This is a genomic window from Pseudomonas morbosilactucae (genome assembly GCF_023241715.1).
GTDB classification, from domain to species: Bacteria; Pseudomonadota; Gammaproteobacteria; order Pseudomonadales; family Pseudomonadaceae; genus Aquipseudomonas; species Aquipseudomonas morbosilactucae.
The window spans coordinates 1-21,467 of record NZ_JALQCW010000045.1; the positions used below are offsets into that span (position 1 = coordinate 1).

General features: G+C 61.4%; 19 protein-coding genes and 1 pseudogene. 12 read left to right on the plus strand and 8 right to left on the minus strand.

Features of this window, described 5'->3' with window-relative positions; all coding sequences use genetic code 11:
• Positions 1–395: 395 nt before the first annotated feature.
• Together M1B34_RS18010 and M1B34_RS18015 are read left to right on the plus strand one after the other, a co-directional pair.
• Entirely contained in the window at positions 396–725 is a 330-nt protein-coding gene (locus tag M1B34_RS18010; protein WP_268265849.1) for a hypothetical protein, read from the plus strand.
• A 27-nt stretch (positions 726–752) separates the two neighbouring features.
• Entirely contained in the window at positions 753–1,121 is a 369-nt protein-coding gene (locus tag M1B34_RS18015) for a PH domain-containing protein (protein WP_123337553.1), read from the plus strand.
• A 96-nt stretch (positions 1,122–1,217) separates the two neighbouring features.
• On the opposite strand, the gene M1B34_RS18020 is transcribed toward M1B34_RS18015, so the two are convergent.
• Positions 1,218–1,733 (minus strand): hypothetical protein, encoded by a 516-nt coding sequence (locus M1B34_RS18020; protein WP_268265850.1) that lies wholly within the window; start codon positions 1,731–1,733, stop codon positions 1,218–1,220.
• Positions 1,734–2,749: 1,016 nt separating this feature from the next.
• On the opposite strand from M1B34_RS18020, the gene M1B34_RS18025 reads away from it, so the two are divergent.
• The 4 genes from M1B34_RS18025 (at position 2,750) to M1B34_RS18040 (ending at position 9,999) form a co-directional block, all read left to right on the plus strand.
• Entirely contained in the window at positions 2,750–5,371 is a 2,622-nt protein-coding gene (locus M1B34_RS18025) for a calcium-binding protein (RefSeq protein ID WP_268265851.1), read from the plus strand.
• 156 nt (positions 5,372–5,527) lie between these two features.
• Positions 5,528–7,249, plus strand: a complete 1,722-nt coding sequence (locus M1B34_RS18030; protein ID WP_123337555.1) for a type I secretion system permease/ATPase — start codon at positions 5,528–5,530, stop codon at positions 7,247–7,249.
• Positions 7,250–7,268: 19 nt separating this feature from the next.
• Positions 7,269–8,588, plus strand: a complete 1,320-nt coding sequence (locus M1B34_RS18035; protein ID WP_268265852.1) for an HlyD family type I secretion periplasmic adaptor subunit — start codon at positions 7,269–7,271, stop codon at positions 8,586–8,588.
• Position 8,589: 1 nt separating this feature from the next.
• Complete coding sequence (locus M1B34_RS18040) at positions 8,590–9,999, plus strand: TolC family outer membrane protein (RefSeq protein ID WP_268265853.1); 1,410 nt, start codon at positions 8,590–8,592, stop codon at positions 9,997–9,999.
• Here the strand turns inward: M1B34_RS18040 and M1B34_RS18045 are convergent.
• Positions 9,921–11,864, minus strand: coding sequence for a putative bifunctional diguanylate cyclase/phosphodiesterase (locus M1B34_RS18045; protein WP_123337561.1), 1,944 nt, complete (start codon positions 11,862–11,864; stop codon positions 9,921–9,923). The genes M1B34_RS18040 and M1B34_RS18045 overlap by 79 nt on opposite strands.
• A gap of 328 nt (positions 11,865–12,192) precedes the next feature.
• Here M1B34_RS18045 and M1B34_RS34115 point away from each other — a divergent pair.
• A pseudogene (locus M1B34_RS34115) lies at positions 12,193–13,299 on the plus strand (FIST signal transduction protein); the annotation flags it as partial.
• A gap of 420 nt (positions 13,300–13,719) precedes the next feature.
• The gene (locus M1B34_RS34120) at positions 13,720–14,214 is read left to right on the plus strand and encodes a methyl-accepting chemotaxis protein (protein WP_425273522.1); all 495 of its coding nucleotides are present in this window, start codon (positions 13,720–13,722) and stop codon (positions 14,212–14,214) included.
• 78 nt (positions 14,215–14,292) lie between these two features.
• Here the strand turns inward: M1B34_RS34120 and M1B34_RS18055 are convergent, their stop codons facing one another.
• From M1B34_RS18055 to M1B34_RS18065, 3 genes are all read right to left on the minus strand, one after another.
• A complete protein-coding gene (locus M1B34_RS18055) occupies positions 14,293–14,499 on the minus strand; it encodes a hypothetical protein (RefSeq protein WP_123337565.1) in 207 nt (68 codons plus the stop codon).
• An 83-nt stretch (positions 14,500–14,582) separates the two neighbouring features.
• Complete coding sequence (locus M1B34_RS18060) at positions 14,583–15,482, minus strand: DMT family transporter (protein WP_268265855.1); 900 nt, start codon at positions 15,480–15,482, stop codon at positions 14,583–14,585.
• A 61-nt stretch (positions 15,483–15,543) separates the two neighbouring features.
• Positions 15,544–16,176 carry a glutathione S-transferase family protein gene (locus tag M1B34_RS18065; RefSeq protein WP_268265856.1) on the minus strand — a complete coding sequence of 211 codons (633 nt, stop codon included), beginning with the start codon at positions 16,174–16,176 and terminating at the stop codon, positions 15,544–15,546.
• An 81-nt stretch (positions 16,177–16,257) separates the two neighbouring features.
• On the opposite strand from M1B34_RS18065, the gene M1B34_RS18070 reads away from it, so the two are divergent.
• The 4 genes from M1B34_RS18070 (at position 16,258) to M1B34_RS18085 (ending at position 18,947) form a co-directional block, all read left to right on the plus strand.
• A complete protein-coding gene (locus tag M1B34_RS18070; RefSeq protein WP_268261327.1) occupies positions 16,258–17,103 on the plus strand; it encodes an AraC family transcriptional regulator in 846 nt (281 codons plus the stop codon).
• 37 nt (positions 17,104–17,140) lie between these two features.
• Positions 17,141–17,746, plus strand: a complete 606-nt coding sequence (locus tag M1B34_RS18075; protein WP_268265857.1) for a hypothetical protein — start codon at positions 17,141–17,143, stop codon at positions 17,744–17,746.
• Positions 17,692–17,880: a hypothetical protein gene (locus tag M1B34_RS18080; protein WP_268265858.1), complete on the plus strand. Its 189-nt coding sequence runs from the start codon at positions 17,692–17,694 to the stop codon at positions 17,878–17,880. Before M1B34_RS18075 ends, M1B34_RS18080 begins: the two co-directional genes overlap by 55 nt.
• Before the next feature lie 86 nt (positions 17,881–17,966).
• On the plus strand, positions 17,967–18,947 hold the full coding sequence (locus M1B34_RS18085; RefSeq protein ID WP_268265859.1) for an NAD-dependent epimerase/dehydratase family protein: 981 nt from the start codon (positions 17,967–17,969) through the stop codon (positions 18,945–18,947).
• Here the strand turns inward: M1B34_RS18085 and M1B34_RS18090 are convergent.
• The 3 genes from M1B34_RS18090 to M1B34_RS18100 all read right to left on the minus strand — a co-directional run bounded on the left by M1B34_RS18090 (position 18,871) and on the right by M1B34_RS18100 (position 21,454).
• Complete coding sequence (locus M1B34_RS18090; RefSeq protein WP_268265860.1) at positions 18,871–19,329, minus strand: MerR family transcriptional regulator; 459 nt, start codon at positions 19,327–19,329, stop codon at positions 18,871–18,873. The two genes, M1B34_RS18085 and M1B34_RS18090, sit on opposite strands and share 77 nt — an antisense overlap.
• Before the next feature lie 68 nt (positions 19,330–19,397).
• A complete protein-coding gene (locus tag M1B34_RS18095; protein ID WP_268265885.1) occupies positions 19,398–20,672 on the minus strand; it encodes a sensor histidine kinase in 1,275 nt (424 codons plus the stop codon).
• Positions 20,673–20,743: 71 nt separating this feature from the next.
• Entirely contained in the window at positions 20,744–21,454 is a 711-nt protein-coding gene (locus tag M1B34_RS18100) for a response regulator (protein WP_268265861.1), read from the minus strand.
• Positions 21,455–21,467 lie beyond the last annotated feature (13 nt).

Sequence of the window (21,467 nt, forward strand, 5' to 3'; positions counted from 1 at the left end):
GAGGCGAATTCTACAGCGTTACGCACGACCGTCAACCCCCAATCTGAAAATTCTTTTCCCTGATCAAAGAGCCTGGATTTCCCCTATATAAAGCTGCCGACCCCCATACAAAGCACCAGGGCAACGGGCAGCATGCCCGCGCCACCATAGAGGCGTTTCTTTAATAGCACCGCTCAGGACACAGCGCTTAGCCGACTGGGCAGATGAGGCGGTGCTGCGCCTCTTATATAAGGCAAGAGAAAGCCGACCATATGAAAACACCGACACCGACTTAATAGCGGTGCGTGCTCACCCGCCACCCAGACTAAGAAAGGCCCTACTCAGCAAGGCCTTTTTTTTCACCCACGGAAAAGTGATGATCGCCGCCCAACCGCAACAGCAGAGGAACCTGGACAATGGAATTGACGCTGGAAGCCATTGCGCTTTTTGCCCTCAAACTGACTTATGAGACCGAAGGCGCCAGCCCAATCTTAAGGGACGATCAGCTTATGGCCGAGTATGAACGGGAAGTCTTCGGCTTGCTGGTGCGCGCCGCCGATGTCAAAGCCATCCAACTCAAAGTGGATGTCCCCCTGAGTTTGGCGTTGAAGACAGTGGGCGGCACAGATACCGTACTCGGGCGCGAGCTACAGCGGCTGGCCGAAGACGTTCGTAAGGCACAAACGATGGAAGCACTGAACGCTCCACTTGGCCTGCTCAAGGATTACCTGAAAGACATTCAGTGAAGGCTTTTCAAACACAAGGACTGCCCCATGATCGACTTCAACAACAAAGGCTTCTTCAAGCTCAAGCAGAACCATGAGTACGCCGAACGCGTTAGCTCCCTGCTGCTGGACGACGAGCAAGTGGTTGACGCTTACAAGTCCATGCGCGATGGCGTGGTGTTCACCACAAAGCGGATCATCGCCGTGAACGTGCAAGGCATTACCGGCAGTAAAAAAGACTTCACCTCTCTGCCCTACAAAAACATCGTCGCGTACTCCGTGGAAACCTCAGGCACCTTTGATCTGGATTCAGAACTGGAAATCTACTTCTCATCCCTGGGAAAAGTGAAATTCGAGTTCACCGGCAAGACCTCAATGGTTGAGATATCGAAGCTGATTTCCAAGCACCTGCTTTGACCTCCCCCCGGCAATGATTGCGACCTGAAGGCCTGAACCCAAGCAACGCCCACTCAACCCAGGTCGCTAATACCTCACCCACGCTCTGTGCCTTCCTTACATTTTCATCTTATAAGGCTTGGACTTCGCGACGATCTGGAACTGCCGACTCTTCTCGTGCCACACCACCACGCCGTCAGACTGCTGCATATCTGTGCCGACATACCCCAGGCTCGACATAAAAATCAGATTACTGTTGGCCTGGTAGGCCTGACCGCCACTGGCCTTGGGCAAGTCCGCGCCTTCGCTGGGGAACTGCATCGGTGATTTATAGATCTTGCCGTCGTTGACGTCGACGAATGCCGTGGCCTGGCAGCCAGCGCCGCAACCAAACGATGTCACCACAAAGTGCCCAGCGAAGTCGGCCTTTCGCCCTAACGCCCATTGCACAGCATCTTTGGCCTTCAGGTCCTTGGCGTAAGCCGGATTCGATTGCCAATCAATCCTTGCCAATGGCTTGCTGACCACCACCGACGCCGGATAAGCCTCAAACCTGAAGCGCTCATCAGCACCTGCGTTCAGCGCTACCGCAGCACAGCCTGCCAGGAGCCAACCACATAGCTTACTTTTCATTCATCCTCCTCTAATGACATTGATAAGCCTAGAACCCACTTCAACTGATTCACGCAGCACAGCTCACATCGTAAAGAACTCCCACTTCCTATTGCACCATCCGCGAAGTACAAAACGCCAAAAAATCATGTTAGCCGTATTTTTTCGAACAGCTGACATTTAACCAACCATCCCACTCAGACTTTCGAAGCATAATCTGCCACATAAATCCCCCCACAACAACCCGAGACGGATTACCCACCCAAATTAACAACACAACGAGAATAATATTTTTCCAAAATATTCAAATACCTCGACCCATCTAAAAATCAAAAAACATGTGAAAAAACTTAATACAACATTCATCAAAATTGTTATAACCGCCCACTAGAGGCGCCTTTTTACACGACATAGCCGTGCAGCCCTAAAAACACAAACTGCATCGCCCGACAGCCAAATGAAACATTTAGAAACATTCAGACCAATTAAAAAAATGACAGCATCTTCAGCTTTTTACTCACAAAATCGCCAAAATCAAGCAAAATACTGGATCCAACATCATGCTAAATCGTCAATCTTCTGAGAAAGCCGTACAACTCGACACATTAAGAAATCATACAAACAAGCAATGCATCTGACCTTTTTGGACTGATCAACGCTCTAGCTTTTAACTAACAAACTGATACTATTTCCCAAGGATGCCATAGTGCTATCACGGAAGAATTAAAACCCTCATTTATTAAAACTCAATCTTTTATCTCGACTCGCAAGCGCCACACTCGGCCTTGCTGGCCGGTAAACGATTGCCTTCAGGAAAAGGGGTCAGTGACTGAAAAGTTGCTGTTGCACATGGTTCAGACTTGGAAGTCACTTGTTCGGTTGATGGTCATTTAACTGCATAAGGACTCGTTAAATTGAGCGCTTTCTGGCGTCCAGGTATGTGGCTTTAGTTGGAATCTAAACGTGCACTAACGCATTGAAGCACTTGTTCTAAACAGTGAATCCAATGCGTTCCCCCTCAAGGCAAGGAGCAAGAAATGGCTGTGATCAAGACTGGCAATACCGCAAATCTGGTGGAAAAACTGTTCAACCAGATCGCCGATGCCGTGCAAGTGACCGATGAAGTACAGTCCGCGGTGACCAACACCGTTGGAAAAATCACCGACAGCAGCCTGCCGACCACAGGCATCACCGAGCAGCTGACCACCACCGCCAAAAACGCCACCCTGACCGAAACCCTCAAGGGAGTGGCCAGCGAAGGCACCGGCACTATCGACGGCACCAATAAGTTCTCGTTGACCGGGACTGGCCTCAATGCAGGCCTGACCACCGGCACCGCAACCGACCTGAGCGTGACCGGTAGCACCACCACTACCGACAAGGGTGCGGCGTACCTGAACAGCAACAGCGACGTCAGCAGCTTGACCGCCAAAATCAACCTGAGCCTGGCCACTGGTAACCTGACCGTTGGCAATTTCACCAGCAGCGAAACCGACAAGCTCAATAAATCGGGCTACTCCTTCGGTTTCACGGGTCTGCCAGTGGATGGCGCGACCACGGTTAACAACGAATCCGAAAAAACCGCATTCACCGGCAGCGCAACCTATGTAGGTGGCACGCTGCAGTCCAGCACCATCAAGTCAGTAAGCGTCAGCGTCAATGACAGCGGCACAAGCGATGGCGGCCCAGGCTCCTCGGCCATCGCCTCAAACAACGTCGAATCCCTGACCCTGACCAGCAAGGTCGGCCTGAACCTCACCGGCACCGGCGCGACCGGCTCGATCGACAGCCTGAACTTCAGCCAAAAGACGTCCTACAGCAACGTCGACCAGGGCTTCTCGATCAACGTGGAAGACGCCTACCAGTCCACCAGCCTGGGCAATACCGTCAGCGTGCTATCGGACTCCCTGACCCTGAACCTGGCTCATAACGCTGTAACTGCCGCCACCACCGCCGTTGCCAATGCCACCACTGCCCACAGCAACGCCCAGGCGGCCCTGGTCACGGCTGAAACCAGCAAGGATGAAGCCGCTGCTGCCTTGCTGGCTGCCAATGCCAACGCCACCAACGCTCAGACAGCGGCCAGTACCGCAGCGGGTGTTAAAACCGCCGCCGATCTGGCACTGACCGAAGCTAATGCTGAAGTCTCTGCGGCCCAAGCGGACCTGAACACCGCGACCACTGCTAAGAACGCAGCCGACCAGGCGCTGGCGGCCGCCAATGCCAAGGTCACAACAGCTCAATCCGCCCTGACCACCGCCACAGGTGTAAAAACTGCAGCCGACGACGCCGTAATCGACGCTCAAGCGGCTTTTGATGCCGACGGCAGCCCAGAAAATCAGACCGCTCTTACCACCGCAGAATCCACGGCCACCGCTGCGCTGACGGACTTCGACCTGAAGACAACAAACCTGGCCAACGCGATCAGCGAGCAAAGCAGCGCCACCACTACTGCGACCAACGCCGCCGCTGACCTCAGTACTCAGCAAGGCATACTGACCGATGCTCAAGCCGACGCTAGCGACGCTCAAGAAGCCGTAACCCTCGCCGCCCTCGACGCCGCCAACAAAACCGCAGCCTCGACCGCCGCGGCCGCTGCCGCAGCCGCCGCACTGCTGGCTGCCAACGCCGCCACAGCAGACGCCGCGACCAAGCAAACCGCAGTCGAAACGGCTGGCAATGCCCTGGAAGCCGCCACCAGCAAACTGGGCGACGCCAACGATGCGCTGGACAACATCGGCACCATCAACCACAACACAGTGATCCAGCAGTTGACCGACGAGCTGTTCAAGGGCAACGACACCATCACTGTCACCAGCACCGACAACAGCAGCCTGATCCACGGCGGCGCGGGCGACGACCGCATCACCGGCAACATCGGTAACGACACCCTGTACGGCGATGCCGGCGCTGACACCATCAACGGTGGCAAAGGCAACGACGAACTGCACGGCGGCCTCGGCAACGACAAGCTGTATGGTGGTGAAGGCAACGACACCCTGTTCGGCGACGAAGGCGATGACCTGCTGGACGGCGGTGACGGCAACGATTTCCTCTACGGTGGTGACGGCAACGACACCCTGCTGGGTGGCGCAGGCAACGACTGGCTGGAAAGCGGTGACGGCAACGACAGCCTCGATGGCGGCGCAGGCAACGACGTGTTGCTGGGTGGCGCAGGCAATGACATTCTCAAGGGCGGTGCCGGCAACGACATCCTCGCGGGTGGCATTGGCCAGGACACGCTGACCGGTGGTGCTGGTCGCGACCTGCTCATCTTCGAAGCCGGCGACTCGGACGTGGATGCGACGGGTAAAACCATCGATACCATCACCGACTTCAACGTCAACGAAGACACCATTGCCTTCAATCACCTGGGCTTCGACCTGGACAGCGACTCGGTCAAGACCTTGACCACCGGCAACGGCGCGAAAGCCACCTATGCTTCGTTACTAGAGGCCGCCAACGCCCTGTTCACCGCCGACGGCAGTACTGTCAAAGCCGTGATCGGCTACGACGGCGGCAACGCCTACGTGTTTGTCGACACTGACGCCAACGCTGGCGCCGATACGGCCATCAAGCTGGTCGGCGTTAAAACCGACGCAGCAATCAACGCCATCAAACTGATTGACGTTGACTACAGCCTCACCATGGCCGTTTAACTGCAGTTGCCAAAGAGCACCCGGCGAGGGCTTTAAAGCCTCGCCAATCAGCCCGCGACCTTTGGTTGCGGCCTGACTTTTTTTCGCCACGAGAGTAATCTCCCGCGGCCAACGTTTTTTCGGACTGGCCCAGGGCGGGTCTGAGGTTATAAATCCATGTCAGCACTTCAAAAAACCGAGCTGGAACAAGCGCTTGCCGTGTGCAAAGGGAGCTTTCTTTCAGTCGGTTTCTTCAGTTTCTTCGTTAACCTGCTGATGCTGGTTCCCTCCTTTTATATGCTTCAGGTGTATGACCGCGCCGTGGGCAGCGGCAGTTTGTCGACCCTGCTGATGCTGACCCTGATCATGCTGTTGTTGATGGTGACCCTCGGCAGCCTGGAGTGGGTGCGCTCGCGGATCATGGTGCGCATCAGTACGCGCCTGGAAACCCTGCTCGGACAACGGCTGTTCGACGCCAGTTTCAAGCAGGCCCTCAACACCGGCGGCATGAACGCTTCGGCCCAGCCGTTGAGCGATTTGAGCAGCCTGCGCCAGTTCCTCACTGGCAACGGTCTGTTCGCCTTCTTCGACACCCCGTGGATTCCCATCTACCTGGCGGTGATGTTCATGTTCCACCCCTGGTACGGCTGGATGGGCGTGATCAGTGCCCTGTTGCTGGCCGGCCTGGCCTATATCAACGACAAGCTGACCAATGGCCCGCTGCATGCCGCCAACCGCGAGCACATGACCGCCACCAGCTTCACCAATAAAAGCCTGCGCAACGCCGAGGTGGTCGAGTCCATGGGCATGCTCGGTCACCTGCGCCAACGCTGGAGCGCCCGGGTGCACAAGGTGCTGTCCCTGCAAAGCTCGGCGAGCGACCGTGCCGGGGCGATCTCGGCGATTTCCAAGACCTTCCGCCAGATCGTCCAATCCCTGGTTCTCGGCCTGGGTGCCTACCTGGCGATCCAGCACGAGATTTCCTCGGGCCTGATGATTGCCGGCTCGATCCTCCTGGGCCGAGCGCTGGCACCTATCGACCAGTTGATCGGGGTATGGAAAGGCTTTGTCGGCGCCCGTTCGCAATACGCGCGTCTGCATGAGTTACTGGAAAAGATCGCCGCCGAACCTCCACGCATGTCGCTGCCGGCGCCCCAGGGCGCGATCTCCATCGAGAACCTCGGCGTGGCTCCACCGGAAAGCCGCAAGCCGACCCTGCGCGGCCTGAGCCTGAGGGTCGCCGCGGGTGAAATGGTGGGGATCATCGGCCCCAGCGGCTCCGGCAAATCCACCCTGGCCCGAGCCTTGCTGGGCGTCTGGCCGCCCCTGACCGGCAGCGTGCGCCTCGACGGCGCCGACGTGACCCAGTGGCGCCGCGACGAGCTGGGCCCGCACATCGGCTACCTGCCCCAGGACATCGAGTTGTTTGAAGGCACCATCAGCGAGAACATCTCGCGCTTCGGCGACCTGAACGCCGAAGCCGTGGTGGCGGCCGCGCGCATGGCCGGGGTGCATGAACTGATCCTGCAATTGCCCAACGGCTACGACACCCTGATCGGCGCCAACGGCGGCGGGCTCTCCGGCGGCCAACGCCAGCGCATCGGCCTGGCCCGCGCGGTGTATGGCCAGCCACGCTTGGTGGTGCTCGACGAACCTAACTCCAACCTCGACGACGTCGGCGAAAAAATGCTCGCCCAGGCCCTGCAGAAGCTCAAGCAAAGCGGCGCCACCGTGTTTGTGATCACTCACCGCCCCAGCGTGCTGTCCAATGTCGACAAGCTGCTGGTGCTGAGTAACGGCGAGCTGGCCTTGTACGGTCCGCGGGACCAGGTCTGGGCCAAACTGCAAAACACGCAACAGGGTGCCGCCGCCACGCAACCTGCCCCTGTGCAACGATAAGGTCTAGAACAGTCATCCCATGCAAAACTCCACGTCCTTATCCACTGAAACCACCGACCTGCCAGTGGACGACCGCCCGACCCGGCGCGTCGGCTACCTGATCCTGTTCCTCACCTTCGGCCTGTTTGGCAGTTGGGCAACCCTGGCGCCCCTGGACAGTGCTGCCCTGGCCCCTGGCGTAGTCACCGTCAAAAGCTACCGCAAGACCGTGCAACACCTGGAAGGCGGCATCGTCCGCGAGCTGCGGGTGCGTGACGGCGATCAGGTCAAGACCGGCGATGTGCTGCTGGTGCTGGACAACACCCAAGCCCGCTCCGAGATGGAGATGATGCGCAGCCAGTTGATTGCCGCCCAGGAACTCGAGGCACGCCTAGTAGCAGAACGCGACGGTTTGCCCGAACCTCTCGCGGTGCCCGGCCTGAACCCCGAGGACTCGCGGGTGCGTGAAGCCCACGACAGCGAAGCACGGATCTTCCAGACCCGGCGCACTTCGCTGCTGGGTGAAATCGGCCTGCAGGAACAATCCATCGGCCAGATCGAACAGCAAATCCGCGGCTTCAAGGCGATCATCGCCAGCAAACAGAGCCTGGCCCGCTCCTATGAAGAAGAGATCGTCGACTTGCGCGCCCTGCTCGCCGAAGGCTACGTGGATAAGTTGCGCCTGCGCGACCAGGAACGCAGCCTCTCCCGCTTACAGGCCGAAGTGGCCGAACAACAATCGGAAAGCGCCCGCGCCGCCGTACAGATCGGCGAAGCCAAGCTGAAGATCCTGCAACTGAAAAAAGCCTTTGCCAGCGACGTCGCCGGCCAACTGGGGGAAACCCGGACCAAGGTCTACGACCTGCGCGAGCGCCTGGCTACGGTGAAGGACCGTGACCAGCGCACGGAAATCCTCGCCCCCGAGTCCGGCATGGTCATGGGCATGACCGTGCACACCCTGGGCGGGGTCATCAGCCCTGGCACCCCGCTGATGGACATTGTGCCGGCCAGCGAAGAACTGATCGTCGAAGCCCAAGTATCGCCTATGGACATCGACCGGATCGCAGTCGGCCGCCCGGTGGATATCCGCTTCAGCGCCTTCAAGAGCAGCACCACGCCGGTGATCGGCGGCACCCTGGTGCAGATCTCCGCCGACCGCCTGACCAACAAAGACAACGGCGTCAGCTACTACCTGGCCCGGGTCGCTGTCACCGAAGAAGGCCGCAAAGCCCTCGGCAACCTGGCCCTGGTGCCGGGCATGCCGGCTGAAGTGCTGATCAACACTGGCGCCCGCACCCTGCTGCAATACCTGATGCAACCGGCGACCAACGCCTTTGCCCGTTCGCTGATCGAGGACTGACATGAAGCGTTTTCTTGCTCTGTGCCTGTCCCTCAGCACCCTGCCCGCCTGGGCTGCCAGCGTCGCCGAAACCGACTACCTGGACCTCTGGCAACTGCAACAGGAAGCCCGGGGCGCCGACCCGCGCGTGCTCAAGGCCCAGGCCCAAGTGCGCAGCGGCGAGGGCCGCAAAGACGCGGCCTTCGGCCAAATGCTGCCTCAGCTCAATGCCAGCGGCAGCTTCAACCGCAGCCGTCGCGACGATGACCTGAGCCGCACTGAATACAACGGCAAGCGTGCAGCCCTGGCCCTGAACCAAGTGATCTACGACCCGCAGGTGTGGCGCAGCTATCAGAAATTTTCCGAGCTGGCGCAGCAGAGCCAATACGAGTCTGCCGACGCTCAGGTGCTCAGTAGCATCGACCTGACTGAACGCTACTTCACCGTGCTGGCCGCCGAGGACGAATTGTCCTTGGTGCGCCAGGAGCTGGAAATGACCCGGAAGAACCTGGACCGGGCCAACCACCTGTATGCCGCGCAGATGATCACCAAGCCCGAGCAGTTGGACATCAAGGCCCGGGTGGACAAGCTGGTGGCCGACGAAATCGAAGCACAGAACAAAGTGCAGATCAGCCGCGAAGCGATCTCCGAGCTGGTGGGGCGGGATATCCAGGAGCCCCTCAAGCGCATCAGCAAGACCCCGTCCTTCAACCTGCCTGCCCAGGAAATGGACTACTGGGTCGACGCCGCCCTGCACAACAACCCGGCCCTACGCGCCCGCGAACACAGCCTGAATGCCGCCGAAGCGGCCGTCGGCGAAGCCAGGGCCGGGCACCTGCCGCGCCTGGGCCTGAACCTCACGGCCCAGCGCAGCGACATCGGTTACGAAGGCACCCTGACCCCGCGCTCGGACAACTTCGTTGCCTCCCTGGACCTGCAAGTGCCGCTGTTCAGCGGTGGCTCCACCAGCGCCCGGGTGGCGGCTTCCGAAGGCGACAAGGACGCCGCCCAGCAAGACCTTGAAGCCCTGCGTCGCCAAGTGCGCAAGGAAACCCGCTCGGCCTACATCGGCATCACCGCCGGGCTGAGCCGGATCAAGGCGACCCGGGTGGCCCTGAGTTCGGCCAAAGCCTCGCGCAAGGCCACGGAGATTTCCTTCAAGTATCACCAGAAGAATGCTTCAGACGTGCTGGACAGCATCCAGAACGAGTTCCGCGCCCGGCGCGACTTCTACCAGTCGCAGTACAAGTTCATCACCAACCTGTTGGTGCTGCACCGTTGGAGCGGGCGCCTGACCGACGCCGATTTGCGCAAGGCCAACGACTGGCTGGTGGTGCCGCCCATGGCCAGCGCTCAACCGGTGGGCAAGGCCAGCGTGCGCTCCAGCCAGGGCCCGGTCTCGGCCAGTGAAATCGGTGCCGAAAACAGATAACCCTGCACCAGGGTGCAGCCCAGGCTTTCTAGGGCGGCCAGCTCCTCCAGGGTTTCCACACCTTCGACAATGCATTCCAGCCCCATGTCCAGGCTCAGGGCAATCAGCGATTTGACGATCTTGAAACTGGCCGGGTTGTGCTGGATGTCGGTGACGAAACAGCGGTCGATTTTCAGCTTGGTCAGTGACAGCGCGTGAATCTGGCTAAGGCTGGAATAGCCGGTGCCGAAATCATCCAGGGAGATGCCACAGCCCATCCGCCGCAACAGGCCGATGGCCCGCTGCACCTGGGCGATGTCCTGGATCGCTGCGGTCTCGGTAATTTCCAGGTCCAGGCGCGCCGGGTCGAAGCCGCTGCCGTTGATCACCTCGATAATCGCCGCGACCACATCGGCCGACGCGCAGTCATGCACCGACAGGTTGAAGGACAGGCCGATCTCCTGGGGCCAACCCTGTGCTGCCTGTAAGGCTTTCTCCAGCAACGGCAGGGTCAGGCGATTGATCATGCCGATGCGTTCGGCAATGGGGATGAACTGGCTGGGCGGCACGTTGCCCAGCTCCGGGCTGCACCAACGTGCCAGAGCCTCAAAGCCCCGGGTGCGGCGGGTACGGTTATCCACCACTGGCTGGAACACCACAAAAAACTCGGCTTGCAGGTCGGCCCTGCGCAACGCCTGTTCGATCAGGGCATCACCGTGAAGCTGGTTGAGGTGTTCCCTGGAAAACAGGCACTCCCCGCCGCGCTTCTGGCCCTTGCTCTGGTACAGGGCGTAGTCAGCGTATTCGTAGACTTCGGTCTCATTGGCTGCCATGTCCGGGAAGGTGGCTATGCCCAGTGAGGCGCTGATCTGTATCGGAATGTCCACCAGCAGGAAGGGCTCGCGCAACATCGCACAGACCTTGCGCCCCAGTTCCAGCACCTGCTCGTCGTGCACCGCCTCGGTCATGATCAGGGCAAACTCATCGCCGCCCAGACGGGCAATGTGGATGCCGGGGGCACGTAACCCCTGCAGCCGCTGCCCCACCTGAAACAGCAACTTGTCGCCCACGCTGTGACCGTACAGGTCATTCACCGGTTTGAACCCGTCCAGATCCAGCAGCCCCACCGCCAGGCGCGCCCCACTGGCCCGAGCCTGGCTCAACGACTGCTCAAGCACGCTGAAGAACTGCCGGCGGTTGGGCAGTCCGGTCAGGCTGTCGAGGTTGGCCAGCAGGCGGTTCTCGTTGCTCAGCTGTTCCGTATTGGCCTGCATGGTTACCAACTCGGTGAAGGCCTGGTACTGGTTCTGCAGAATCCACAACATGGCAAAGGACACCAGCAGCACGTTGATGGCCATGGCCATGAACGTCATGTTGCGGGTGGAGGCAAAAAACAGAATGAAAATGGTGTTCACCACCACCGCGGTGATCAGCCCCGCAGGGCGCAGGTGCATCATGCTGAAGATGCAGGCGATCACCGTGATCGCCATGTAGAACGCCACGTGGGCCTGGGCGTAACTGTCGCCGTAGGGAAACAGCGACAGCGACCACCAGGCAAAAAATAACGCAATGATCCCGGCCAGGCGATTGGTGCGCTGCAACGAGCGGAACATCTGCTCCGCAGACGGCTGCTGTGCCCGGCTACACCACCACAAGGTCGCCCGATAGGTACACAGCACCGTCATCGCCAGCGGGCAGTACACCACCAGCCAGAGCGGCGCGAGGCCGTAATGGGTGGCCGCCAGCGCCAGGGTGTTGACCACCAGCATGAAATACATCAATGGCAGCTGCCGAGACAGGGCGATGAATTGCGCCCGCAGCAACCGTGGATTATCACTCTGCACCGACATCAGTCCGCGCAGGCGGCCCAGCAAGGTTATTTTCATTGTTGTTGATCCCTGCACTCAGGCTGGCTCATACCCTCATCCCCCACTCGTCATACCGATACTGCTGGAGGGTTTACCCAACTCAACCTGATATCGGCCTGAGCGGGGGCTTCTGCAATCCCGGCGATAAAAAACCCATAGGGCGCCCCACCAGGCAAGGCACCGAAAATCGCGACCAAAGCACCATTGCCCCGGCATTTTCATTGATGTGAGTCTCTGTGGGCGAAAAAGAAAACCGCTATTGATGACGACCAGGCAGCGCCCGGACGCGCGCCCTTCTGGCCAGATGAATAGCCCTCGCTCGCCGCTCACCTATCGGACCGACACCATGAGTTTATTTTCCCGCTTCAAAACCGCCAGCGCCGAGGACTCGGGAGTCGTCTCCCTGGTGACCTGCGCCCGACAGCTGGCCGAGCACGTGGCGGCGCTGAGCATCGTGCCGGTGTACATCACCGGCTTTGTGTCGCCCCACATCGACCTGGACCAAGCCGCACGTTGCATCGCTGCGCGTTTCCCGGGCGCTACCCTGAGCCTGTGCACCAGCGCCGGCGAACTGCGTTCAAGCGCCAGCGGCCTGTACTGCGAGACCGGTCAGCAATGGGACCGCATCGTCCTGGCACTGTTCGACTCCACGGTGATTGCCTCGGCCGAGGCGGTGCATATTCCCTTGCATAGCGAAGACATTCGCGGCCAGGGCCGGCGCCTGAACATGCGCGAACGCATCGCGCAGCTGGTCAGCTCGATCAAAGCCGTGCGCGTGTCCACCGCCATCGACCACCGCGACACATTGGCCTACGTGACCTTCGACGGCCTCTCGGCTTCGGAATCGTTTTTCATGGAAGCGCTCTACGAATCCGGGCGCTTCCCCTGTCTGTTTGTCGGTGGCTCGGCGGGCGGCAAGCTCGACTTCAAGAGCACCTTGATCCACGACGGCCAGCGCAGTTACGCCAACCACGCCCAAGTGGTGTTTCTCAAAAGCGCGAAAAACATCCGCTTCGGTGTGTTCAAAAGCCAGAACTTCGAGAAAACCAATTTCAGCCTGAGCGTGCTCACCGCCTCCCTGGAGGAGCGTTACATCAGCCAGGTGGTCAAGGCCAATGGCGATATCAGCAGCATGGTTGCCGCCTTGTGCGAGACCTTCAGCTGCGCCCCCGGGCAACTGGAAAAGCACCTGGCCCAGTACTCCTTCGCCATCCGTGTGGGCGAAGAACTGTTTGTGCGCTCCATCGCCCGCATCGACCTGCAGAGCGAGCGCGTGCACCTGTTCTGCGACGTGGCCCCCGGGGAAGAACTGGTGATGGTCAAGCGCACCCCCCTGGTGGACGAAACCCGCAAGGACTTCGCCCGCTTCCTCAGCAACAAACCGGGCCAGGCGCTGATCGGTCTGCTTAACGACTGCATCCTGCGACGCCTGAATAACAGCGCCGAACTGGGCCGCATGGGCGGTGTGTTCGGCGATACCCCGGTGCTAGGCTTTTCGACCTTCGGCGAGATTCTGGGCTTGAACCTCAACCAGACCCTGACCGCCGTGTTCTTCTTTCGCGTACCGCCCAAAGCGCACTTTCACGACGAATACCTGGATAACTTCATCGCCTATTACGGCGAATTCAAAGCCTTCTTCCTGCGTCGGCAAATCAAGAAGCTCTCGGGACTGAGCCAAGTGGTAGTGAAGCAAATCGAGCAGTTCAAGCAGAAAAACTTCAGCGCTGCCATCGACACCCTGGGCCTGGACGAGCACATCCAGCCGGTGTTCGCCGGCCTCTCGGACCTGGGCCAGGTGCTGCATCGTGCCGACAGCGACCAGCAGCAGATTTCCAGCCAGTTGCAGCGTTACTCCGGCGAGTTGCACGTCTCGATGGACGAACTGAGCAGCACCATCCAGCTCCAGGGCCAAGTGATCGACAAGGCCGGGAGCACGGTCAAGACCCTGGCCCAGCAAGCCGACGACGTGGTGATCAGCTCCCGGGACCTGGCCCAGTCCAGCCTGCGCATCCAATCGGTGGTGCAGGTGATCCAGCAGATCGCCGGGCAGACCAACCTGCTGGCCCTCAACGCCGCCATCGAAGCCGCCCGCGCCGGAGAAATGGGCCGAGGCTTTGCCGTGGTGGCCGACGAAGTGCGCAAACTCGCGGAAAAAACCACCCAGAACGCCGGCGAAATCGGCGACGACATCGACCGCCTGGCCGCCGAGATTCGCAAGGTGGCGCAGCACATCGAGGAGCAATCCACGGAAGTCGGCACCCTCAGCGAGCTGCTCTCGGAGCTTGAAGGCTCCAGCAGCGCCACCGCCGGCACCTCCCAGCGCACCCGGGACGTGGCCGATACCTTGATCGGCCTGACCCGGCGCTAGGTTGTACGGGCCTGACGCTTGGGCACAAAAAAACCGGCGATGGCCGGTTTCCTTGCGCCCTGGGTGGGCAGCCTGCAATTACTGCGGCTGGATGCCTTTGATTTTTTCCAAACGCATCGGATAGCCCTGCGCCGGCTGCACGACGGTCTCAGTCTCGACGGTCTGCACAACACGACCTTCCGCGTCCTTGGTCACGGCGATACTTTTGCTGTAGGTGCTTTGCACCACGCAGCCATTGAGAGCCATAACCGCTGCGAACAAAGTCAGTGCATGGATGTATTTCACTTGAAGCGTTCCTTCCCTTGGATAATTGGCGGGGCGGACTCTAGCAGCCAACCTGCGAGGGCAAAACCCTCGCCGCCGATCTTTCACGCCGCCTCGCTCACCGCCGGCGTCTTGCTCGGCGGTTTGATCGAGCCGATGTACACCGCGACCACCGTGAGCAGGGCGCCGCCAATTTGCAAGGCAGAGCTGGCCTTGTGCAAGAACGCCACGTCGATGAAGTAGGTAATCACCGGCTCCAACAGCAGGATCAAGCCCGCCAGCCCCAGGCTGATGGAGCCGATGGCGCGGTTGACCAGCAACCAGCCCACGAACTGCACCAGCACGCCATAGATGATTAACATCCACAGGGTCTGTTGGTCGGCGATCACCAGGCTTTCCCCCTGCACCAGGGCATAGCCCAGCAACACCGCCGCGGCCCACAGGCTCAGGTGCAGCATCTGCGCGATTTTGTCACCGCCGCCGTCAGGCAAGTCGGTGTTGACCTTGAGGAAGTACACGCAAATCGCATACGCCAACCCGGACAACACACCAAACACCACACCCTGGATGCCCACCGTGGTGCCCATCTCCGGCAGCAGCAACAGATACAGACCGGCAAACGCCAGGGTGATGGACAGCAGGAAGTACAACGACGGTTTTTCCTTGAGCAGCGAAAGGCCGAGCAAGGTCATGAAGAACACCTGGCAATTGGTCAGGATCGAACCAATGCCCGGGCCGACGATGTAGATGCTCTGGTGCCAGAGGATCAGGTCCACCGCCAGAAACACCCCGGCCAGCGCCGTGTAGCGCCGGGCTCGAGGGCTGGCCAGACGCACCGGAACCCGGCGCCACTTCAGCGTCAGGTAAAACAGCACCGAGGCGAACAGCATGCGGTAGAAACCCACACCGCCGGCGCCCATGTTGGCAAAGGCCACGGCCAGGGCCGACAGGCTGAGCATCAGGCCGCCCAGGGTCAGTTCCACCACCGCTCTATTGGTCGACATACGCGACTCCGAAAAATACTGGTCTATACACTCGGCGCCAGCCCCAGGCCGGCGCCCTCCCTCACACCCCGGCGCCTTCCTCGGCCGCCCGTTGCAGCCACTGTTGCAGCGGCGGGTACTCAAGCACCTGCTGTACATAGCCGGCCAGCTCCGCCGGCACCGCCACGCCATAACGCCGCAAGCGCAACACCACCGGGGCAAACATGGCATCCACCACACCAAAGGTCCCGCACAGGAACTGCTCGGAGCCGCTCAGCGTCAACAACTGGCGCCACAGGGCAAAGATGCGCTGGATATCGGCCTGGGTGTCATCGTTCAAAGGCCCGGCACTCTCCCCCGTGCCCACCCCGAAGGACAGTTGGCTGCGCAAGGGTACAAAGCCGCTGTGCATCTCGGCGCAGGCCGAACGGGCCAGGGCCTTGAGGCGCGCATCGGCAGGCCACAGCCCGGCGTCGGGCCAGGTTTCGGCGACGTACTCGCAGATCGCCAGGCTGTCATGAATCAGCAGGTCATCCAGGCGCAGCGCCGGCACCTTGCCGGTCGGGCAATGGCGCAGGATATTGGCCCGGGTGTCGGGCTCGTCGAGCTTGATCAACAAGGTCTCGAAGGCCACGTCCGCCGCGCGCAACGCCAGCCAGGGACGCAAGGACCAGGAGGACTTGCGGTAGTCGCCGATAATCAGGGTGGCCGTCATTTCATCTAGCTCGCTTCAAGTAAGGGGTGCTAAATTTACCCGCCGTTTTTTTCACCGTATTGCACAAAACTGGACTCGCTCATGGATGCGCCCCGGCTCCCCACCACCCTGCCGCCCACGGGCGACTTCTCGCGGTTCTGGCGCATACCCGAAGGTGACTGCGAGCTGCTGTCGGCGCGCTACAGCCAACAGTCCTTCGGCCGCCACAGCCATGAGCGCTACGCCATCGGCGTGATCACCGGCGGCGTGGAAAAGCTCTTCTCCCGTGGCCGCCAGCACCTGTGCACCGCCGGCAGCGTGGTCACCATCACCCCGGACGATATCCACGATGGCGTGCCCGGCAGCGCCGAAGGCTGGGTCTACCGCATGCTCTACATCGACCCGGCCTGGCTCAACGCCGTGCTCGACCCGCAGCGTTTGGCACCCGGGTACATCCACCGCTTCCAGGAGGTCATGCGCCACGACCCGGCCCTGGCCTGCCTGTTTCTGCAGCGCCACCGGCTGATTGAAAGCTGCGCCCCGAGCCTTGAGCGGGAAACCCTGCTCCTCGACTTGCTGGCCCAGGTGTTCCAGCGCAACGGCCTGCCCATTCCGGTGGTTGCAGGCACGGAACGCCAAGCGGTGATGCGCATCAAACAACGGCTCGAAGATGACTTTGCCCAGCACATTCCCCTGGAGGAACTGGCAGCCACGGTGGACCTCGACCCGCTGTACATGATCCGCGTGTTCAAGCAGCAGGTCGGCGTCTCGCCCCACAGCTACCAGATCCAGAAACGCATCGCCCAAGTACAGAACCTGCTGCGTGCCGGGGTGAGTATCAGCGATGCCTCACTGCTGTGCGGTTTCTTCGACCAAAGCCACATGACCCGCGCGTTCAAAAAAGTGGTCGGCGTCACCCCCGGCCACTTTCGTAACAGCCGCCCCTGAATGGGCGGCCCAACACTCCCTGAAAGGATTCGCTTCCATGTCCCAAGAACACACCCCTGACTTTACCCAGCTCCCGGCCGGCGCCGTGGCCTTCCCCGAGGCCAGCGAGGTGTTCGTCGCCGACCAGCAAGAACTGGCCCGCCACCTGCACCCGCTGCTGAGCGTCGACGCCAGCCGCATCAACCCGCAATGGTCCGGCCACCTGCACCTGCTCAGCCCTCTGGAGCCCGACGAAGGCCTGGTGGGTGAGCTGACCGAAGACTGGTTCCTGCACAGCGACCTGGTGAAAACCAACTGGATCGGCTTCAAGCTGGAAGACGGCCGCTACCGCCTGTGCGGCGACCCGCGCTATTTCTTCCTGCACCCGGACAACACCCAACTGCACGAGGCCGAACCCCGACAGGTCAAGAAGCTGCAAGCATACTACGCCGAACAACAGGCCTCCTTTGAGGCCACGCGCCAGCACTACCGCGAGCACGGGCACCTGGTCCGTACCGACTGGGAGGACGCCGGCCGCTGGAGTTTATCGAGTCTCTGGGCGGTGACCTCGATGGTCGCGCCAACTGGGTGGAAACCGTGGAATTCCCCATGCACATCATCGAAGCCGATGACGACAGCGGTGACTCCCAGGTCTGGCCCCTGAGCCCTGCCGGGCGCCGTTTCCAGCACGTGCTCAGTGTGCCGGGCTGGCACTACCGCAGCGCCGGGGCCGACGCCATCGTCATGCTCTACGAGCCTGAAGAAGGCCTGGTGCTGTTGACCTTCGACTGGTCCTGAACCCTGCCCCTTGACTCTGTCCCTAGGGACAGGCTGCACAGTGCCTGATCTTTTTCAGGCACCGCCGCAGGCGGGCAAGGACACTTATGCACTCCCTCGCCATGGTCACCGGTGCCAACGGGCACCTGGGCAATACCCTGGTCCGGGCCTTGCTGGCCCAGGGGCAACAGGTTCGGGCCGGGGTTCGCGACCTCACACACATGGCCCCTTTAGACGGGCTGACCTGCGAGCCGGTACACGCCGAGCTGCAAGACCCAGCCTCCCTGCGCAAAGCCCTGCACGGCGTGGACGTGCTGTATCAAGTGGCCGCGGTGTTCAAGCACTGGGCCAGGGACCCCGAGCGGGAGATCGTCGAGGTCAATGTCCAAGGCACCCGCAATGTGCTGCGCGCCGCCGCCGAAGTCGGGGTCAAGCGCGTGGTGTATGTCAGCTCCGTGGCGGCAGTGGGGCACAACGGCCAGCCCCTGGATGAGGGCCACTGGAACAGCGACCTGCAAAACCCCTACTACCGTTCGAAAATCCTCGCCGAACAAGCCGCCTGGCAGTGCGCGGAACAACTGGGCCTGCCCCTGGTCACGGTGCTGCCCTCGGCGATGATCGGCCCCCATGCCGAACGCCTTACCGACACCCTGGGTTTTCTCGCTTCAGTGCTGGCGCGCCGGGTACCGCTGGACCCGAACTTCCTGTTCAACTTCGTCGATGTGCGGGATGTGGCCGCCGGCATGATCAGCGCCGCCGAGCGCGGGCGGCCGGGAGAACGTTACCTGCTCGCCAACCGCCAATGCTCGTCGCTGACCGAGATTATCCAGGCCGTCAACCAAGTGGTGCCCGGTTACCAAGTGCCGCGTCGGGCGCCAAAAAGCCTGCTGCTGGCCCTGGCCTGGATCGAGGAACAACGTGCCCGATTCAGCGGCCGCCCCGCCGAACTGCTGCTCAGCCAGGTGCGGATGTTTTATGGGGTGCCCCAGGAATACTGCATCGACAAGGCCATCAACGAACTGGGTTACCAGCCCCGGCCACCGCAGTTGGCGCTGCAACAGGCCTTTGCGTACTTGCAGCAACGCTGAGCGAACCGTCACAGGCGGGCACGGCCCCAGGTCCGAAACGTTGCGCCAGTTCGCCCCGCAGCGCCAACAATTGCAGGTCCTGGGCCTGCAAGGCAGCAATCTGTGCCTGGATTTCCTGACGCTTGGCGTCGATGCCTTGCTGAGCCAGCGCCACCGGAAACCCTTCGGTCGTCTGCTTGGCCTCAACCAGTTCGCGCAATTGGCTCAACTTGAAGCCCACCGCCTGGGCGGCGCGAATCAGCTGCACCACGTCCAGGTGATGGGCACTGTAGACCCGATAGGTGCCCTGGCGCGGGGGGAGGCGCAACAAGCCCATTTGCTCATACAGGCGAATGGCCTTGGAGGTGCAGCCTGATAAGTTCGCCAGCGTGCCGATGTACATAGTCCTCTCCCTGAACCCCTGGTTAGGCCGCGCAGCTTACCGGCAAGCCGAGCCCGGCGTCTTGCCGGCTAACGCGCCAGCACCGGCAGCAGCGCCCGCGCTTCCAGCCCGCCACCCGGGCGATTGTGCAAGGTCAGCTCGCCACCCTGCTCCAGGACAATCGCCCGGGCCGCCGACAAGCCCAGCCCGACGCCGCCGGTGCTCTTGTTGCGGGAGGTCTCCAGGCGGAAGAACGGCGCAAACACCTGCTCCAGGAATTCAGGCGCGATGCCCGGGCCGCGGTCGAGCACGCGGATCAACAACTGGTCCGCCCGCGACTCCAGTTCGATGGCCGGCTCGCGGCCGTACTTGATGGCGTTGTCCAGCAGGTTGCCCATGACCCGCCTCAGCCCCAAAGGACGGCCGCAGAACACCAGCCGTGACGGGCCGCGGAAGTGAATGTCGATGGACTGGTCACGGTAATCGTCCACCAGGGTCTGCAGCAACTCCGCCAGGTCGAACGAGGTCGCCTGCTCAAGCCGCGCATCGTCGCGGAAGAACTCCAGGGCCGAGTTGATCATGGCCTGCATTTCATCCACATCACGGAACAGCCGTTGCTGCTGGTCAGGGTCTTCGATGAACTCACCGCGCAGGCGCATGCGCGTCAGGGGCGTGCGCAAGTCATGGGAAATCGCCGCCAGCATCTGGGTGCGGTCCTGAATGAAATGCTGCAACTGCGCCTGCATCGCATTGAAAGCGAGGATCGCCTGGCGGATTTCATGGGGGCCCACCGGCTCGATGGGGGGCGCATGAAAGTCCACGGCAAAACGCCGCGCGCCCTCGGCGAACTGCTGCAAGGGCCTGGCCAGGCGGCGAGTGGCGATCAGCGCCACCAGGCTGATGGACAGCAGCACCAGGGCAATCAGGATCAGGTTGCGCGGCCCCTCCTCCAGCCCCCAACTGCGGGACGCCGACGAGAACAACAGCCAGGAACCGTCGAGCAACTGAATCAGCAGCGCATAGCCGCCATCGGCGCCAGGCCAGTCGCTGGGTTCGTAGGCCTCGATATGCCGCGGCGGCCCACTCAGCGCGTTGCGCAGTACCCGGGAGCCGCTGCCGAACTCCGAGTCATCCTGGTACGGCAAGCCCAGGCCGTCGCGGCTCCGGTACCACTGGGCGTTGATCTTGTCGTCGCTGACGGCGGCCGCCAGCCGCGGACGCTGGGCCGGTTGCGAGGCTTCGATCACCCGGGTGATGGCGGCGACCCGTTCCAGCAGGCCGGTCTCGGTCAGCGGCGGTTTGGCCCAGACCCCGGCCAACTGCACGAACAGGCTGTTGAAGGCCAACGCGGTGAGCATGGCCATGACGATGGTCAGGGCGATCCAGCGCGCCACCGTGTCTCGCGGGCGATAACGCAGCGCGGCACGAAACGCTTTCACTGGCGGCTCACGCTGGGGGTGAACAGGTAGCCGCCATTGCGCACGGTGCGAATCATCGCCGGCCGCTTGGTGTCGAACTCCAGCTTGCGCCGCAGGCGGCTGACCTGCACATCGATGCTGCGATCGAAAGCGTCATGGGCCTGGCCCCGGGCCAAGTCCAGCAACTGCTCGCGGGTGAGGATGCGCTGGGGGTGCTCGACAAACACCAGCAGCAGGTCGAACTCCCCGGCCGACAGCGGGATCATCACCTGCTCTGGCGAGCGCAGTTCGCGACGGGTGAGGTCCAGTTGCCAGTCGGCGAACTTGATCAGCGGCCGGGGCGCTTCACCGCTCAAGGGTCGACTCTCCCCGGCCCGCCGCAGTACTGCCCGCACCCGGGCCAGCAGTTCGCGGGCATCGAAGGGTTTGCTCAGGTAATCGTCGGCCCCCATTTCCAGGCCCACCACCCGATCACTCAACTCGCCCATGGCGGTGAGCATGATCACCGGCGTGGCCCGCTGCTGACGCAGGCGCTGGCACAGGCTGAGGCCATTTTCCCCGGGCAGCATCAGGTCGAGGATGATCAGGTCCGGGGCCTGGCGCTCCAGGGCCATCCAGAGTGAGGCGCCATCGGTGGCGACCTCGACCTGGTAGCCCTGTTGCACAAAAAATTTCTTCAGCAGCGCGAGGACCTCAAGGTCGTCGTCGACGATTAAAAGACTGCTCACCAGCGGCATCACT

Bases quoted from the DNA above. Each gene is read 5' to 3' on its own strand.
- M1B34_RS18070 (WP_268261327.1), top strand. From the start codon at position 16,258: ATGGATGCGCCCCGGCTCCCCACCACCCTGCCGCCCACGGGCGACTTC.
- M1B34_RS18020 (WP_268265850.1), bottom strand. From the start codon at position 1,733: ATGAAAAGTAAGCTATGTGGTTGGCTCCTGGCAGGCTGTGCTGCGGTA.
- M1B34_RS18095 (WP_268265885.1), bottom strand. From the start codon at position 20,672: ATGGCCATGCTCACCGCGTTGGCCTTCAACAGCCTGTTCGTGCAGTTG.
- M1B34_RS34120 (WP_425273522.1), top strand. From the start codon at position 13,720: ATGGACGAACTGAGCAGCACCATCCAGCTCCAGGGCCAAGTGATCGAC.
- M1B34_RS18085 (WP_268265859.1), top strand. From the start codon at position 17,967: ATGCACTCCCTCGCCATGGTCACCGGTGCCAACGGGCACCTGGGCAAT.
- M1B34_RS18075 (WP_268265857.1), top strand. From the start codon at position 17,141: ATGTCCCAAGAACACACCCCTGACTTTACCCAGCTCCCGGCCGGCGCC.
- M1B34_RS18060 (WP_268265855.1), bottom strand. From the start codon at position 15,482: ATGTCGACCAATAGAGCGGTGGTGGAACTGACCCTGGGCGGCCTGATG.
- M1B34_RS18040 (WP_268265853.1), top strand. From the start codon at position 8,590: ATGAAGCGTTTTCTTGCTCTGTGCCTGTCCCTCAGCACCCTGCCCGCC.
- M1B34_RS18080 (WP_268265858.1), top strand. From the start codon at position 17,692: ATGCACATCATCGAAGCCGATGACGACAGCGGTGACTCCCAGGTCTGG.
- M1B34_RS18025 (WP_268265851.1), top strand. From the start codon at position 2,750: ATGGCTGTGATCAAGACTGGCAATACCGCAAATCTGGTGGAAAAACTG.
- M1B34_RS18065 (WP_268265856.1), bottom strand. From the start codon at position 16,176: ATGACGGCCACCCTGATTATCGGCGACTACCGCAAGTCCTCCTGGTCC.
- M1B34_RS18090 (WP_268265860.1), bottom strand. From the start codon at position 19,329: ATGTACATCGGCACGCTGGCGAACTTATCAGGCTGCACCTCCAAGGCC.
- M1B34_RS18010 (WP_268265849.1), top strand. From the start codon at position 396: ATGGAATTGACGCTGGAAGCCATTGCGCTTTTTGCCCTCAAACTGACT.
- M1B34_RS18030 (WP_123337555.1), top strand. From the start codon at position 5,528: ATGTCAGCACTTCAAAAAACCGAGCTGGAACAAGCGCTTGCCGTGTGC.
- M1B34_RS18045 (WP_123337561.1), bottom strand. From the start codon at position 11,864: ATGAAAATAACCTTGCTGGGCCGCCTGCGCGGACTGATGTCGGTGCAG.
- M1B34_RS18035 (WP_268265852.1), top strand. From the start codon at position 7,269: ATGCAAAACTCCACGTCCTTATCCACTGAAACCACCGACCTGCCAGTG.
- M1B34_RS18015 (WP_123337553.1), top strand. From the start codon at position 753: ATGATCGACTTCAACAACAAAGGCTTCTTCAAGCTCAAGCAGAACCAT.